This is a genomic window from Salinihabitans flavidus, assembly GCF_900110425.1.
Lineage (GTDB): Bacteria > Pseudomonadota > Alphaproteobacteria > Rhodobacterales > Rhodobacteraceae > Salinihabitans > Salinihabitans flavidus.
Map to the genome: position 1 here is coordinate 142,187 of NZ_FODS01000004.1, position 16,203 is coordinate 158,389.

At 61.6% G+C, this 16,203-nt stretch carries 15 protein-coding genes; 6 read left to right on the top strand and 9 right to left on the bottom strand.

Annotated features, from left to right (window positions below):
- Window positions 1-51 precede the first annotated feature (51 nt).
- Window positions 52-1,698, top strand: a complete 1,647-nt coding sequence (locus BMW66_RS05310) for a winged helix-turn-helix domain-containing tetratricopeptide repeat protein (protein ID WP_093116193.1) — start codon at window positions 52-54, stop codon at window positions 1,696-1,698.
- 100 nt (window positions 1,699-1,798) lie between these two features.
- Here the strand turns inward: BMW66_RS05310 and BMW66_RS05315 are convergent, their stop codons facing one another.
- Genes BMW66_RS05315 through BMW66_RS05325 form a run of 3 tightly spaced genes read right to left on the bottom strand, consistent with a single transcriptional unit; the run spans window position 1,799 to window position 4,635 of the window.
- A complete protein-coding gene (locus BMW66_RS05315; protein WP_093116195.1) occupies window positions 1,799-3,082 on the bottom strand; it encodes a TRAP transporter large permease subunit in 1,284 nt (427 codons plus the stop codon).
- On the bottom strand, window positions 3,075-3,602 hold the full coding sequence (locus BMW66_RS05320) for a TRAP transporter small permease (protein WP_093116197.1): 528 nt from the start codon (window positions 3,600-3,602) through the stop codon (window positions 3,075-3,077). Before BMW66_RS05320 ends, BMW66_RS05315 begins: the two co-directional genes overlap by 8 nt.
- A 52-nt stretch (window positions 3,603-3,654) precedes the next feature.
- On the bottom strand, window positions 3,655-4,635 hold the full coding sequence (locus BMW66_RS05325) for a TRAP transporter substrate-binding protein (protein WP_093116199.1): 981 nt from the start codon (window positions 4,633-4,635) through the stop codon (window positions 3,655-3,657).
- A 193-nt stretch (window positions 4,636-4,828) separates the two neighbouring features.
- Between BMW66_RS05325 and BMW66_RS05330 the strand changes: the two genes are divergently transcribed.
- Together BMW66_RS05330 and BMW66_RS05335 are read left to right on the top strand one after the other, a co-directional pair.
- On the top strand, window positions 4,829-5,059 hold the full coding sequence (locus BMW66_RS05330) for a hypothetical protein (RefSeq protein ID WP_093116201.1): 231 nt from the start codon (window positions 4,829-4,831) through the stop codon (window positions 5,057-5,059).
- 196 nt (window positions 5,060-5,255) lie between these two features.
- Window positions 5,256-8,156 (top strand): hybrid sensor histidine kinase/response regulator, encoded by a 2,901-nt coding sequence (locus BMW66_RS05335; RefSeq protein ID WP_093116203.1) that lies wholly within the window; start codon window positions 5,256-5,258, stop codon window positions 8,154-8,156.
- 144 nt (window positions 8,157-8,300) lie between these two features.
- Here BMW66_RS05335 and BMW66_RS05340 read toward each other — a convergent pair whose 3' ends face one another.
- The 5 genes from BMW66_RS05340 to BMW66_RS05360 form a co-directional block, all read right to left on the bottom strand.
- Entirely contained in the window at window positions 8,301-8,789 is a 489-nt protein-coding gene (locus tag BMW66_RS05340; protein ID WP_093116205.1) for a VOC family protein, read from the bottom strand.
- A gap of 13 nt (window positions 8,790-8,802) precedes the next feature.
- Window positions 8,803-9,903, bottom strand: coding sequence for an alpha/beta fold hydrolase (locus tag BMW66_RS20280; RefSeq protein ID WP_093116207.1), 1,101 nt, complete (start codon window positions 9,901-9,903; stop codon window positions 8,803-8,805).
- Window positions 9,785-10,456 carry a glutathione S-transferase family protein gene (locus BMW66_RS05350; protein WP_093116209.1) on the bottom strand — a complete coding sequence of 224 codons (672 nt, stop codon included), beginning with the start codon at window positions 10,454-10,456 and terminating at the stop codon, window positions 9,785-9,787. The genes BMW66_RS20280 and BMW66_RS05350 overlap by 119 nt, the downstream gene beginning before the upstream one ends.
- 3 nt (window positions 10,457-10,459) lie before the next feature.
- On the bottom strand, window positions 10,460-10,813 hold the full coding sequence (locus tag BMW66_RS05355; protein ID WP_093116211.1) for a DUF1428 domain-containing protein: 354 nt from the start codon (window positions 10,811-10,813) through the stop codon (window positions 10,460-10,462).
- 151 nt (window positions 10,814-10,964) lie between these two features.
- Complete coding sequence (locus tag BMW66_RS05360; protein ID WP_093116213.1) at window positions 10,965-11,399, bottom strand: VOC family protein; 435 nt, start codon at window positions 11,397-11,399, stop codon at window positions 10,965-10,967.
- Between the two features lie 67 nt (window positions 11,400-11,466).
- On the opposite strand from BMW66_RS05360, the gene BMW66_RS05365 reads away from it, so the two are divergent.
- Entirely contained in the window at window positions 11,467-12,153 is a 687-nt protein-coding gene (locus BMW66_RS05365; RefSeq protein ID WP_093116215.1) for a winged helix-turn-helix transcriptional regulator, read from the top strand.
- Window positions 12,154-12,377: 224 nt separating this feature from the next.
- On the opposite strand, the gene BMW66_RS05370 is transcribed toward BMW66_RS05365, so the two are convergent.
- A complete protein-coding gene (locus BMW66_RS05370; protein WP_093116217.1) occupies window positions 12,378-13,268 on the bottom strand; it encodes a LysR substrate-binding domain-containing protein in 891 nt (296 codons plus the stop codon).
- A 148-nt stretch (window positions 13,269-13,416) separates the two neighbouring features.
- On the opposite strand from BMW66_RS05370, the gene BMW66_RS05375 reads away from it, so the two are divergent.
- Window positions 13,417-14,523, top strand: coding sequence for a TauD/TfdA family dioxygenase (locus BMW66_RS05375; protein WP_245729368.1), 1,107 nt, complete (start codon window positions 13,417-13,419; stop codon window positions 14,521-14,523).
- A gap of 714 nt (window positions 14,524-15,237) precedes the next feature.
- Entirely contained in the window at window positions 15,238-16,197 is a 960-nt protein-coding gene (gene speB / locus BMW66_RS05390; protein ID WP_093116223.1) for an agmatinase, read from the top strand.
- The last annotated feature ends 6 nt before the right edge of the window (window positions 16,198-16,203 follow it).

Below are 16,203 nucleotides of genomic sequence, written 5' to 3' on the forward strand. Positions count from 1 at the left end.
AGCGATGCAGCATGCGGCCGCAATCGGCCGCACTGCAGGAGAAGGCGAGTGATGGCGTCGCAGGCGGCCGCAGCTACGGGCCTGATCGGGCGCACAAAGGACAGCTCGGAAGGTGCCGCCGTCGGCGCGATGCCCGGCAAGCCGACCGGGGCCTTACGCTTCGGCCCGTTCGAGCTGGATTTCGACCGCTACGAACTGCGCCTCGATGGCAGGCCCGTGCCGCTCGAGCCGCGCACCTTTGATCTGATCGCATTGCTTGCCTGCAATCGCGGCCGGACGGTGACGCGCGACGAGATCTTCCGGGAGCTATGGCCGGGGCGGTTCGTGTCGGATGCGGCTCTCAGCAGCCAGATCCGCTCGGCGCGCAAGGCCCTGGGTGACGACGGAACGCGCCAGGCCGTCATCGCCACGGTCCATGGCCGCGGTTTCCGATTGCGTAGCAACCCCGATCCCGATGTTGCCGGATCGACACCGACCACGCGGCATGCGCCAGCTCAACGCCACGAACTGCTTCCCTGCATCGCAGTCCTGCCCTGTGCCCCGACCGGCGATGACGGGCGGGGCGCGGTGATCGCAGAAGGTTTGACCGAAGATCTCATCAACGCGCTGTCGCGCAATCGCTGGATGCGCGTCGTCACCCGCAACTCCGCCTTCGCGCTCGGGCGCTCGGGTGAACCGCTTGACGAGGTCCTCGACCGGCTCGGTGCCGACTATGCCGTGACGGGCAGCGTGCGCCTTGCCGGGGACCGGGTCCGCGCCGTCTTTCAGGTGACGCAGACGCCGGGCTTGCGCTGCATCTGGTCGGAACGGTTCGACCGTCCGTTTCGGGACATCTTCGACCTGCAGGACGAGCTTTCGGAGCTCGTCGCCGCACGCATCGCCAGCCAACTCGGCATTAGCGAACAGAAGCGGGCCGCGCGGCTGCGGCCCGGCAGCCTCGGGGCGTGGGAACTCTACCAGCTCGGTTCCGCCGAGTTCTATCGCTTCACTGGCGCGGGCAACCGGCGCTGCCAGGAACTGATGCGCCAGTCGATCGCACGCGCGCCGGATTTTCCGGAACCATACGCGCGGCTGGCATATGCCATGATCCTTGAAAGCGTCTATTTTGACGGGCCGACGGATCAGACCCATCTGGACGAGGCGCTGCGGCTGGCCGACCGCAGCGTGATGCTGGACGATCAGGAGGCCAACTCCTTTTTCGCGCTCGGGCGGGTGCAACTGGCACGCGGCGAGTACGGACTGGCGATCGATGCGCTCGAGACCGCCCTCGAGCTCAACCCCTGTCATGCCCTGTCGCATTGTGGACTGGGGGACACGCTGGTCTCAGACGGCCGGCCCGAGGCCGCCATTCCCTGCTTCGAGCGCGCTCTCGCGCTAAGTCCTCAGGATCCGTTCCGCTGGGCCTTCATGTCCTATCGTTCGCTCGCGCACATGTTTGCCGGAGACTGCGAGGGGGCCGTGCACTGGGCGCGCAGCGCCACGCTGGTTCCCAACGCCCACTACTGGGCGCGCGCCAAGCTGATCTCATGGCTGGCGCATTCGGGTGACCTCGACGCCGCGCATGCCAACGTCGCGCCGCTGAAGCGGGGCTGCCCCGGCTTCTCCCGCGAATTTGCGCGCTCGCGGCTCTTCTTCGTGCGCGATCCGTCACATCTGGAGTTTTTTCTGGATGGGCTCCGGCGCGCGGGGGTGCCTTGATCGTCGCGACGAGCGAGGTCGCGCCAAGGATCCACCACTTTACCAGCTAACCATAGCTCGAATTCAAAGGGGCGAGTCATCGACAAAAGGTCCGTTCTACTCAGAACCCGCTTACGTTTGGCAACCAAGTGGACAGGAACGGGATAAAGGTAATGAGCAGCAACGCCGCCGCCAGCGCCAAAAAGAACGGCGGCATTTCCCGGATCAAGACCGACGGTTTCAGTTGCACTGTTGAGGAGACGACAAAGATCAGGCTTCCGACGGGGGGCGTGGTCAGGCCAAGGGTCAGGTTGAAGATCACCACGATGGCAAAGTGGTTGGGATCAATCCCCAGGGCCAGGCTGATCGGCGCGAGGATCGGCACGAGGATGATGACACCTGGCAGCGGGTCCATGAAGAGACCGAAGGCAAGCAGAAGCACGTTGACACAAAGCAGGAACACGATGGGCGCGAGGTCCCATGCGATGATGGTTTGAGCCAGATATTGCGGCAGGCTCTCGATGACCAGGATCCAGGCAAAGGCGCGCGCTGCCCCGAGGATCAGAAGCACCGCCCCGGATGTGAGCGCCGCACGCAGAATGATGTCGGGAAGGTCGCGGATCCGCAGAGATCGATAAATGAACATCCCCACGAAGAGTGCATAGAATACTGCAATCACCGAGGCTTCGGTCGGGGTGAAGATACCGAATCGGATACCTCCCACGATGAGCAGAATCAGCAACAGGGCCGGCAACGCGTAAAAGGCGATGCGGGCGATCTCATTGAACGGCGGCATGGGGGCGCCAGTCGAATAGCCGCGAACATGACTGACCCGTGCGTTCGCGATGAGTACCAGCGCGGTGATCAAAAGCCCCGGCAGCACGCCCGCCATGAACAGCGATCCGACCGACACCGACTGATCCTGCATGGCGTAGATAATCATCGTGATGGACGGTGGAATAATCGGCCCGACGACGGAGCTGGCGATTGTCAGCGCCCCGGCATAGGCGCGGTCGTACCCGCCCTTTTCCATCATCCGTATCATCATCGTCCCAGGACCAGCGGCATCGGCCAGTGCACTGCCGGAAATACCTGCGAACATTGCGGAACTGACGACATTTGCGTGCCCGAGACCGCCTCTCATGTGGCCGACCAGCGATTGCGCGAGGCGCAGGATGGCCAAAGTGACGGCGCCGCCTGTCATGATCTCGGCGGCCAGTATGAAGAACGGCACCGCGAGTAGAGGGAAGCTGTCAAGGCCTGAGAACATTTCCTTTACGACGACGAGATGAGGGTAGTTGGAACCGAAGCTGAGCGCTACGAAGACGGCGATTGCCATGGCGAAGGCCACAGGAAGGCCAAGCGCCAGCAAAATAAAGAGTGCCGGGAAAAGGATCTCAGCCAATGGGGCCACCCGGGAGCGAGTTGACTTTGGCACCGGCATCGTCGGAACGCTTGTAGGTGCCCGCCGTGATGAATAGGCGCGCTATAATCAGCAAGTGGATGATGAGAAGGCCGAAGCCAATCGGCATTGCGGCATAGACGTAGATAAAGGGGATGCGCAGGGCTGGTGTCAACTGGAGTTGCATGCGCTGCGCATATTGCAGGCCGACATGGACCATGAAACCGAAGAAGATCAACAGGCCCACGACGATAGCCGCACGCAAGAACTTTTGCCCTGAGGCAGGCAAAGCGTCTTGCAGGTTGGTGATGGCCACATGGCCGCCGTTACGCAGTATCAGCCCCGCACCGGTGAAGGTCAGCCATATCATCAGGTAACGAGCGGCCTCGTCGGCCCAGGGAACAGAATGTCCGGTCAGGTATCGAAACGTTATGTTCGCCCCGATGACAAGAGTCATGGCAGATAACATGATAATCAATGCCCAAGCGTTCAGGGCAACAAATATCCGTTCCAACCGTTTCAAGGCGCGACCTCGGCAAGTAAGCCGACGCCAAGATGGCGTCGGCGGTAACGTGTCACTCGAAGTTTACGATCGAATCGACCAAATCCTGACTGTAGGTCTCGTAGTAGCTCTCATAGGCGGAGGTGATCGAGTCCTGGAACGTGGCCTTTTCCTCGTTCGACAACTGATTGATTTCCATACCGCGCTCTTCCAACGTTCTCACGCCGGTCGTTTCCACATCGTCGACATAGCCACGCATCGCCTTCACTGCCTCGGCGGCCGCGTTTTCGAAAGCGGCTTTCTGACTGTCGTCGAGCCCGTCCCAGAACGGCTTGGATACCAGCAGCATCGCCGGGGAATAGACGTGACCTGAGAGAGTGAGATACTTTTGAACCTCGTCGAGCTTGACCGAGACGATCACAGAAAGAGGGTTTTCCTGCCCATCGATCACGCCCTGCTGCAGCGAGGAAATTACCTCGGGCCACGCCATCGGCGTCGGCGCAGCACCCATGGCGTTGAAAGCCTCGAGGTGGACAGGGTTCTCCATCGTGCGAATCTTGAGTCCCTCGACATCGGCCGGGGTTCTGATCGGGTTGCGGTTGTTGGTAATGTGGCGGAAGCCCTGTTCGCCCCACGCCAGCCCGTGCAGACCGACATCATCGAACTTGCCAAGGATTTCTTCGCCGATCGGCCCGTCCAGTACGGCGCGGGCATGGTCAAGATCGCGAAACAGGAACGGGATATCGAAGACACCCGTATCCGGCACGAAATTCGCCAGGGTGCCGGAGGACACGATGGTCGCTTCGATGGTGCCGATTTGAAGTCCCTCGATCACCTCGCGCTCACCGCCGAGACCGGATGAAGGGAAGTGGTTGAACTCGAACTGGTCGCCGGTTTCGGCCAACACCACCTCTTCAAACTTCTGAGCAGCCACGCCGTAGTGGCTATCAGAGGCAAGCGCATAGGCAATCTTGACCTCAGTCTGAGCCAAGGCGGGTAATCCGAGTGCAACAAGAGAACCCGCTACCGCCAAGCGGCTGAAAATAAACGTCATGGATTTCCTCCCTTTAATTGTGTCTTGTCATTATCCGAGCCAGTTTTGCATGGCAACCCCGCCCTCTTCCCAGGCTGGCACGACGGTACTTTCCGCATCGCCAACCTTGCGATGCCAATTTCGCTTCGGCAAGTTCAAAAGGCCGGTACGATAAAGCCAAGATGCAACGCGCCCACATCGCCAAGCGGCAGGTGTGGGCCGCTTTCGTCCGACAGCGCCACGCGATCGCTATTATCCCAATCCCGAAGAGAAGATCAGGATCGTTTTGGCGGGTCTGCGCGATGAGGAGAGCATTGCCGCGCGCCTGATCATCACGAGTTGCGCCACGGCAGGCCCCATCGTCATGGACTCCGATAGCGATCTCTGGACTTGGGGCCCAAGCTATTCTCTCACGACAGCGACGCGCGTGATAAAATCCACGTAAACCGGCGGGAAAGGTGTAGCAACGACCTGGAACGCCGGGCCACGCGGACGCGCGAACCGCACCTCCCCATATGGCCAGCTATCGCGGCTCTGCCGAATAGGCCATCGTTCGGTTTTCCTGCGGACTGCGGACCCGCCTGACTTCTGCATGTTCTATGCCACGGTGGACAAACGGGCATGAGGAGTGACCCTTGCCAGTGGAATACGTGAAGTCCACCGAAGGGCGGTCCGAAGCAGATGCTCGCTCGGGAAGTTCCGGCAGACGATGGTTTGTCCTGATCCTGCTGGTGATCGTTCTGGCTCTCTTCGCCATGGCCCCGGCGCTGCTCAGGCTGGGCCCGTATGGCACTGAACTTTGGTATATCGCAGGCTGGATAGCATCGGCCTTGGTGGCCGGTCTGATTGTGTTGCGCGTCTCTGCGAAATGCGATGGGTCGGGACGCAAAGCCTGGCGTTGCTTTGGGCTGGCTTGCTTTATGTTCATGGCTGGCAACTTGATCTGGTTGGGCTACGGTTGGGTTGGCGCGGTTCTGCCTGTGCCGAGCCCGGCCGACGCATTCTTCTTTGCCTCCAGCCTTCTGGTCATGGTTGGCATGTTTCACTATTCTCTGGCCGGTTCGCCCGGAAGCCGCATCCAGGTGACCAATTTCGCCCTTGCGCTATGCTCGACGGTGGCCATTGGGTTCCTTCTTTACGGGCCGCTTCTGATCGGCTCCGGGATAGGGTGGCTGGGCGCTGCCGTCGTTTTCAGTTTCGCGGCTTTGGGTCTCAGCGCCTGGACATTCGGCCTCCTATGCTTCGTTTTGTATGTCCGGAGCGATCGCCGCTTTCCATTTCTGCTCATTCTGGTCGCAACCGGCGCCAATGCCGTCGCCAATTTCTTCCTGGGCTTCGATATTCTGAACGAAACCTATGCCGCCGGCACCTTCTATGATGTGCTGTGGATCGCCGCAGTTGTTTTCCTGGCCTGGGCTGGGTTGGAGCACAGGGATACGAGCGATATCGCCGCTGACCCCACAGCGCTCCCCAGGCAGGCGCCCCGTCCGGTGGAAGCCTTGATTCCCGCACTGGCGATCGCAGCGATCCTGGCAGCGGGCGTGGCAGCCAGATGGGAGCATCTGCGCCCAGAGCATATCTTCGTCCTGCCCACAATGTTCGGCTTTGCGGTCTTGCTAGCCCTGCGTGAATACGCGCTGATCAGAGCGGAACGAGAGTTGCGGCACGAGGTGGAAAATAGCGCCAGACAGCTTGCCGAAAGCGAGGAGGAACTCTCGGCCGTGCTGGCCAGCACGACAGATGGCGTGCTTTCCATGGACGCTGACTGGCGGGTCACTTATGCAAACCAGAACGCCATAGATCTCTTTTTCTCTGGCCGCCCGTTCCTAGGCATTTCCCTTTGGAATCTGCTTCCGGACCTGGTGGGCAGCAAGTTTGACTCTCACTTTCGCAAAGCGATGGAGCGACAGACGCCGGAGAAAACCGAGCTATACTATGCAGGACTCGGCAACTGGTTCGAAGTGCATGCGCATCCAGCACCCGAAAAACTGACGATCTTCTTTCGGGATGTGACCGCGCAGTGCCGGATCGAAGAACGGTTCCGCTATGTGGCGCAAGCGTCAAGCGACTTCATCTTCGACCGCGACCTCGCCAGCGACATGACCTGGGTCAACGACGCCTCCGCCTGGCTCCCCGACTACACTCCTGGAGCCCGCGAAGTCCCGCGCAACGCGTGGGTCGATTGTGTCCATCCCGACGACGGCGACGATATCCTGATGCAAATCGAGTCCGCGATCAGTAGCGGTGAGGTCATTTGGGAGGGTGAATATCGGCTTCGGAGACGCGATGGCGTCTACGCCCCTGTGCACGAACGGGCGAGCATTCTGCGCAACGACACCGGCGAGCCGGTCCGGATGATCGGTAACATCGTCGACCTGTCCGAGCAGAAGGCGCTGGAGGCGCAGTTGCGCCAGTCACAACGGCTCGATGCGGTGGGTCAGCTGACAGGGGGAATTGCGCATGATTTCAACAACCTGCTTACCGTGATCCTCGGCAATGCCGAAATACTGGCCGAAACGCTCCCCGCTGACCAACCGAGCGCGACCACAGCTCGGCAGATCATAATCGCCTCGGAACGCGCTGCGGACTTGACGCAGCACCTGCTCGCCTTTGCGCGCAAACAGCCACTCTCGCCCGGTGACTTCCACGCAAATGAGATCGTCGAAGGCATGCAGATGCTGGTCGAACGCTCGTTAACCCCGGCGATAACGCTGGAGCTCGAACTGGCCGAGAATCTTGGCATGGTACATGTTGATCGGGCAATGTTCGAAAACGCGCTTCTCAATCTTTGCGTGAATGCGCGCGATGCGATGCCCAAAGGCGGAACGCTCCGCATCGAAACAAGCGCGGTGACATTGACCGGATCGACCGCTCCCGATGCGCCGCAGGCGGGCGAATACGTGCGCGTGGCAGTTTCGGACACCGGCGAAGGGATGGATGAGGACACGCTGGCTCAGGTATTCGAGCCATTCTTCACCACCAAACCAGTCGGCGCAGGCAGCGGGTTGGGTCTCAGCATGGTTCATGGTTTCGTGCACCAGTCCGGTGGGCAATTGCGCATTCAAAGCAGCTTGGGCATGGGCACCACTGTCGAGTTGCTGCTGCCGCGTCAGGTCCAGCCTGTCAACGACGACGAAAGGCCGGAGGCCGAAACCGCACCAGAGCAAGCCGCGCCGCGCGGGCGCATTCTGGTTGTCGATGATGACGACCAAGTGCGGGAGTATATCACCATAATCGTCCGGTCGCTGGGATACGAGGTCGAGACCGAACCCCTTGCGACCACGGCCCTGGTCCGGTTGCGCGGCGGTGAGCCGTTCGATCTTCTGCTCTCCGACGTTGTCATGCCCGGCGGGGTTAGCGGCCGGCAACTGGCCGAAATGATGCTCAGGGAACGGCCGGGACTTCCTGTGCTACTGGTTTCTGGCCACGCGGAAGAAATCGCCGCCAGTGACGGGCAGCTTGACCCGCGCATCGGCTTTCTGCGCAAGCCCTTTCGCAAGAGTGAACTGGAGCGCAGGTTGGTGGAGATGCTTGCTGGCTGAGATCATCACTTGGAACCACCGTGCTTGTGGGTGTGCCTCTCGCCTTCGCGCGCAACCTTGATCCCGGCGCTGTCAATCAGCAGGTGCAAAGGGCATACCAGCCCTCCGGGCCGCCGATGATCTTGGACGTTGTGGTCTCATGTCTCATGGAGCGCCACGCAAGGCAGCCTCGATGCCCGCAATGTCGATCTTCTGCATTTCCATCATCGCGGCCTGCGCGCGCCCTGAGGCGGCGGGGTCGGGGTGCGACAGCGCCTCCATCAGGATCCGAGGGGTGATTTGCCAACGATAGCCCCAGCGATCCTTGCACCAGCCGCACATGATCGCCTCGCCGCCATTGTCCAAGATGGCGTCCCAGAGCCGGTCCGTCTCCGCCTGATCCTCGGTGTAAACCTGAAGCGAATAGGCATCATTGGGCTGCACATGCGGGCCGGCGTTGAGAAGCGCGTAGGGCAGACCGAGAAGCGTCATCTCGACCACCTGAACAGTCCCGGCCGGTGCGTTCGGCGCGCCCTCGGGAATGCGGATCACGTTATCGACGTGGCTGTCCGGGAAGGTGGCGGCGTAGAATTCTGCCGCTGCCTCTGCCTCGGTGTCGAACCAGAGGAATACCGCGGCCATTCGTTTCGTCATCGTCCTTCTCCTTTCAGTGGAACGTGGTCCGCGAGCCCTCGTCGGCCGTCGTGATCCGGTTTTCGATCAGGGGTGCAAGCCAGTCGGGACGGCGCATGATTGACAGATGCGTTGTATCGGGCAAAACGGCAAGCTGGGCGCCGACAAGCCCCGCCATCCTCGCGGCGTGATCGACGGACATGAAGTCGCTGTCGCCAAGAATGATCAGCGACGGGGTCTCAACGGATGCGAGGTCTTCGTCGCTCCAGCCCCAGTCGCTGACCATGAAGGTCTGGAGCTGCGCGAAGGTTCGCTGGAACTGCTCAGGCCCGTCCGGATTTTCGACGAAACCAGCCTGCATGCGGGCAAAGTCCTCCTCGCTGGGCATCAGTTCGAGCGCCTCGGGAGTTGGCGCGGCCTCGGGATTACGGTTCACCTCCGCGATCGCGGGGTGCATCCCGTCGAGATTCTGGCTGACCGAGATCGCGGTCAGCGTTGCGACGCGGTCCGGCGCGGCGACGCCCATTTCCACCCCCAGCATGCCGCCCATGGAGAACCCGACGACATGAACGCGGTCCACTTCGAGCGTATCGAGCACGGCAAGAGTGTCGTTTCGCATTGCCTCCAGCGACACCGGTGTATCGCGCCCGCCGGTATGACCGTGCCCCTGCTGCTCCACCCCGATCACCGTCCGCTGCGCCGCGAGGACGGGAAGCAATTCTCCGAAATCGCCGGCAATTGTACCCATGCCTCCGTGCAGGACGAGAAAGGGTACGAGTCCAGACCCGAGGTCACCGTGAACCTCATAGTAGATATCCAAGTCACCGGATACGGCCCGGCCGGCGGTATCCTGTGCGGATACTGGCAACGCCATCACGCCGCACAGGGCCAGGGCGTACAGACCTGCCCGGCGGAGAGAGGAAGCTGTATGGCCAGTCATGGCGGTCTCCTTTATTACGCTATGTGACGGGTTTGAAGGCAGCAAGTCGCGGTGGCGTCCGGTGGAACGGATCGCCTCAGCCGCCATCTTCTTTGCGCCTGGCACGGTTTCCGTCCGCCGTAGCGAAAAAGGCAACCTGGTCGGCATGCGCCGTCTTGAAGGCCGGGCGGTCGCAGACCCGTGCCACGTAGGCATCCGTCGCGGGATAATCGCCAAACGCGCGGACCCAGGGCAGGCGCAGGACGTCCGCCATCATCAGGTCGGCGGCGGTGAAACGCCCTGCGGTAAGCCAATCCCGCCCCTCGAACACGCGCTCAAGACTGTCGAGCCGTGCCCGCAACCAGCCTTCGAGCGGGTTCTCGGGAGGGCTGGCGAGGCCCACGAACCACCAGGGCACGCTGACCATCTCAACCGAGTTCAGCGCCGAAACGACCCAAGACATGGTTTCCGCTCGGGATCCGGTGTCCCGCGGCATCAGGCTTGCATCTTTTTCCGCAAGATGTAGCAGGCAGGCGCCGCTTTCGAATATCCGCAGATCGCCGTCGGTCAGGAACGGGACCTGCCCAAAGGGCTGGTGCGTAAGATGGTCCGGTCCGCGATCCTCAAAGGGGACGGACCGCATCTGATAATGCAGCCCCGCCTCCTCGCAGGCCCATCGAAGGCGCAGATCACGCACGAAGCCGCGGGGGCCTTCAGGCACCCAGTCGAAGGTCCACAGGGTCAGCCTGGCATTGTCTTCATCAGGCATCGCTCACGCCGTCTCCTCGAAGATCGGGGTGAAGCTGCCCCACATCATGCACTTTCCGTCAAAGGGCATGTCCATCTCCTGCCAGCGTGGATCGGTCTGCATGCTGGCACCGCACCTGTCGTGGCTCTGCTTGTCGGGCCAGATCATCCAGGAAAAGCAGACCGTCTCTCCCTCTTCCAGCGCGACGGCGCGCTTGAAGTCCGTGTGCTTTCCCTCGGGGATCTGATCGCCCCATGTCTCCATGATCTGCAAGGCACCGTATTCCTTGAAAAGCGGCCAGGCCTTGCGTGCGCTTTCAATGTAGGCGTCCTTGTTCCCGTTGGGCACGGGGGTCAGAAATCCTGCGACATAGGTCATGTCAGTTCTCCTTGTATGGCTTGAAAAGATTCCGACCGGCACAGTCCCGGCCCGCCTCATCCGGGGTCCGGCGGACGCGCAGGTCTCGACCTTGCCCCTTGGCAATTCGGGCACCCAGTCGTGGGCGGCAATCGTTATGGGGGCGTTCGGATCAACCGGCATGTGACATCTCCGCCGGCCCCGCTTTGATCGCCTCGGGGCTCATCCACATGGGCTCCCAGATATGGCCATCGGGATCGGTAAAGCTACGCCCATACATGAACCCGTGGTCCTGCACCGGGCAAGGATCGGACATGCCGCCAGCGGCAATCGCCGCTTCGGTGATGGCGTCCACGGCGGCCCGGTCCTCGCGGCTGATACAAAGCAGCACCTGCGCCTCGGTGGCGGGGTCGACCCGGCGGCGCTCTGTGAATGTCGCCCAGAACTCATGGGTCAGCAGCATCACCCGGATCTCGTCTGACAGGACCATGCAGCCGGCGCGGGTGTTGGTGAACTTGTCATCTCTTGTGAACCCGATGGCCTCGTAGAAGGCCATTGAACGGTCGAGGTCCGCCACTGGCAGGTTTATAAAGATCATCTGGGACATCACGGTTCCTCCCGAGTCGTGTGGTCGATATGGACGGATTAACCGCTATGAGTTACAAAAGGCAACTATGAAGAAACAAAAAGTAACTAAATCGGCGGAATCCCCCCATGGGCGGTGGTACGGTGATGCCTGCGGCACGGCATTCGGCCTCGAACTGCTTGGGGAACGCTGGTCGATGCTGATCGTGCGGGAGCTGATGTTCGGGCCGCGACGCTTCAGTGACATCCGCGCGAACCTGCCGGGGGTCAGCGCCAAGGTGCTGACCGAACGGCTTGCCGGGCTCGAGGCAAACGGCGTGGTCATCCGGTCCACTGCGCCCGAGCCGGCCCCGGCACAACTGTATGGTCTGACGGATTGGGGCTATTCGGCCGAACCGATCATGCAGGAACTGGGCCGCTGGGCTGCCGCATCTCCAATGCACGATCCAACGCTGCCGCTGTCGCCCGTGTCGTTCATGCTGTCCCTGCGCACGATGCTGGATTCGGACGCGGCGCGGGTCATGGAGGCCGTGGTGGTCTTTACCATCGGCACCGCGCAGTTCACGGTGCGGCTTGCCAACGGTGCGATGCGCGTGACACGCGGCGTGGCGGAAGACCCTGACTTGCGTTTCAAAGCGCCCGCCGCACCTCCCCTTGCGGCTGTCTTCTATGGAGATGTCGCACCTGAAAACGTCGGCGTGCAGATCGCCGGCGCCCCGGATCTTTGCCGCGAGTTCACTGCATTGTTCAACTTGCCACCCAAATACGACAGGTAGCAGGCGCCAAGCGATCAAAATTCGCTTGGCCGGATCTACCAGCAAGGGTTCTTCGCACCACTCGGCACGAAGGGCGAAGAGCAGTCGTTCACTGCGTCCTGCACGGAAAGCGGTCGACGGAGAACCCATGTTACATCCCGACAACGGACATTCACGCAGAGCCCAATCCCCGCTCTGTTCGACCTCAATCTCGATCATTCAAATTGGGTCCGACAACCGCTCCGCTATCCCATGTCACTATGGCTTGTCAGCCAGTCAAGGAAGCTTTGCCCATCGCCGGAGAGGCGGTCAGCAACAGTCACGTAATACGCGGTCCCCAGGTCGACCGCCGGGCCCGGCCATGGCACGAGTGCCCCGTCGCGCACAGCATTCTCGCTGATCGAGCGCCAGCCCAGCATCAGCCCGCGCCCATCCAGAACGGCCTGCGCGGCCTGCACGTAGTTGTTGAAGCTCTCCCCAGACATCCGGGCACGCTCGATTCCGCGCTCTCGCAGGTAGTCCTCCCAGCTCGCCCAGTGCGGATTGTGGGGGCTGCGCACATGAATGAGCGGAGCGCGCTCAAGCCCGCCCCCTTCTTCCTGAAGCCGCCTGACCAGGGCTGGGGCGCCTACGGGGCAGACCAGTTCGTCGAAGAGCTTGCGGGTTCGCCCCTCGCGCCAGCCGCCGGTACCGTAGCGCAACGCGATGTCGATCCCCGGAGCGAGGTGGGGCAGATCCGTGGATGGCGCCTGCACGTTGACCGTGATGTCGGGGTGACGCGCGTAGAAATCCGGCAGGCGCGGCATCAGCCAATAGGTCGCCATTCCAAGGGTGCAGGCCACGGTGACATTCCGGTCCGCCTGCCCATGCATGGCACGGATATCTTCCAGCGCGGCCGCGATCTGGCCCAGCCCGTCGCGCGTCGCGCGGGCAAGGATCTCTCCGGCGTCGGTCAGCCGTGCGGGGCGCGTGCTGCGGTCGAACAGTTCTACCCCGGCATGCTCTTCGAGCGCCTTCAAGGTCTGGCTGACGGCCGGCAGCGTCACGTTCAGTCGCGCCGCCGCCTCGCGCATGGAGCCAAGGCGTGTGACCGTCTCGAACGTGGCAAGCAGACGCAGGGGCGGGAAGCGTTCCATAACTTTACCATCAGCTTAACATAACTTCACTCTAAACCGCCTGTATCGATGGCGAAACCCGTGAGATGTTCGGCTCAGAATATCCAGAACCTCCTCCAACGAGCCGAGAACAGATATGAATGTGATTGCCCCGACAGTCTCCGCACCGGTGCTCAAAAACAAGGGACTTGAAATTGCCCTGTCCGACGGCGTGAGCCATTACTTCAACTACTACTGGCTTCGGGACAATTGCCCGACGTCCTTCGACGCCGCCACGCGCGAGCGTAGTTTCGACATCTTTCACCTTGCCACGGCGCCCCGTGCGGCTCAGGCCGAGGTGAAGGACAACGCTCTGGAAATCGTCTGGCAGGACGAGGACCACGTCACCCGCTTTCCGCTGAGCTGGCTGGAGGCGTACCGTGAGGGGAAGCCGCGACGTGATCCTTCCGACCTGCCGCGCGTGGCCTGGTATGGCGACCACTACCCGAACGTGCCGCGCTTCAGCCAGCCCCGGCTGGTGGCCGACCCGGAGGCGCGCGCCAAATGGATCGAGGCGATGCTGACCGAGGGCTTCACCATCGTGACCGACATGCCCGACAGCGATGCGGCGCTGACCGAGATCGCGAACCTGATCGGACAGGTGCGCCCAACATTCTTTGGCGACTATTTCGACGTGAAGACTCACATCAACCCGACCAATACCGCCTACACGGCCTCGGCGCTGGAACTGCACACCGATACGCCGGCCGAGGACAACGCTCCGGGCGTCCAGTTCCTGCATTGCCGCGCGAACACGGTGCAGGGTGGCGACAGCCTCTACGCCGATGGCGTTGCGGTGGCCAGCGACTTCCGCCAGCGTGATCCCGAAGGCTTCAGGCTGCTCTCCGAGGTCGCGACCCCCTTCTACTGCGAGCATGATAGCTACGACATGCGCTCGCGCCAGACGGTGATCGAGCTTGACCAGCATGGCGAGGTCTCGGGTCTGACGATCAGCCAGCATATGGCGGATATCTTCGACCTGCCGCAGGACCTGCTCGATGAGTACTACCCCGCCTTCTGCCGTTTCGGCCGGATGTTGCAGGAAGAGAAATATGTGATGAAATTCCTCATGAAGGCGGGTGAATGCATGGTGTTCGACAACCACCGCATCGTGCATGGCCGCGCCGCCTATTCGGCGACCAGCGGCGACCGCTACCTGCGCGGCTGCTATACCGACCGCGCCGAGATGCGCTCGACCTACCGTGCCCTCGTCAGCAAAGGACGGTTCAAAGCATGAGTGGCAAACTGCGGCATCCCCGTCCAGGCGAGGCCTGATCCCGCTGTCTGCGGCAGGGCCACGCGGCGGCCTTCCGTATATGCCACCAGATGGGCAGGAGCGAAGCCGTCGGCAACCAGACCGTTTCGCCAGAAGGCCGGCAGTTCCTGCTAAACCCTCTGGCAGCACTTCACGACGATCCGGTCCGAAGATCACCACCCGGACTAGCGCCTTTGTCGCCTCTGCCATGAGTGCCCAGTCGCATAACGCCTTGGGACAAGCCGGTCTGCTGATTGGGCGCTCCCATTTGGCTCGACTCGATGCCCCTGAAGTAGCCATCGGTAAGCGGCACCCGCCAATAGCGGCGCGTGCCCTGACTGCCTGTTTCACGAAGGAAAATCTGCGTCCCGGTCTGTGTGATCGGCTGTTCAGCCTTCGCTTGAAGCCGAGAATACCCATTGCGGCTACTCGGACACCTGCTGCTTGGTGGATCCCCGTGATCGGAGCTATCACTTCGACGGAGGTTTTGTCGGAGGTGGCTGCGCTACGGGCGCCTGTCAAACGGCATCGTGGACCGGCATTGATGATGTGATACTGGCATCAGCTTGAACTGACGGCCAAGGGAATACATTTGGATATGCAAATGTATTCGTTCATACACTGGTATTCCATCTGCGCAGAACGCCAGTAAATTCGAGAGCTGGAAATGGTCGTATCAGTTGAAGGGATTTCAAGATGCGCAGCTTGAACCAACCTCTCGGTGGGAATGACATGCCGCGCTTCGGCGGGCCGGCAACGATGATGCGACTTCCGACGCAGGAGACCGCGAAGGGGCTCGACGCGTGTTTTGTCGGCATCCCGATGGATATCGGGACTTCGAACCGCCCCGGCACGCGTCTCGGCCCGCGTCAGATCCGCGATGAAAGCAGGATGCTGCGACCTTATAACATGGCCACCGGCGCCGCACCCTTCGATCACCTTCAGGTGGCCGATATCGGCGATGTGCCGATCAACACCTTCGATCTGAAATCCTCCGTCGGCATAATCGAGACCCATTACGACCAAATCCTGTCGGCCGGTGCGATCCCGCTGACGCTGGGTGGAGATCACACGCTGACATGGCCGATTCTGAGGGCGATGAAGAATGCCCACGGCCCCGTGGCACTGATCCATGTGGATGCCCATGCCGATATCAACGAGACGATGTTCGGAGAGAAGGTTGCGCATGGGTGCCCCTTCCGCAGGGCGTGGGAAGACGGCTGTCTGGACAATAACAGGGTCTTTCAGATCGGTCTGCGCGGCACAGGGTATTCGCGCGACGACTTTGACTGGAGCCGCACGCAGGGCTGGACGGTGGTGCAGGCCGAGGAGTGCTGGTACCGGTCCATGGCCCCGTTGATGCAGCAAGTTCGCGATACCGTGCAGGATATGCCGGTGTATATCTCCTTCGACATCGACAGTCTCGATCCGGCCTTCGCGCCGGGAACGGGAACGGTGGAGCCCGGCGGCCTGTCCACGTGGCAGGCGCTGGAGATCGTGCGCGGTTGCAGCAACCTGAATATAGTGGGCTGCGACCTCGTCGAGGTCTCGCCCCCCTACGATCCGACGGGCAATACGGCGCTGATCGGGGCGAATTTGCTGTACGAAATGCTCTGCGTCCTTCCAAATGTACCGCAGGGCACCACAACACCTTAACTTCAG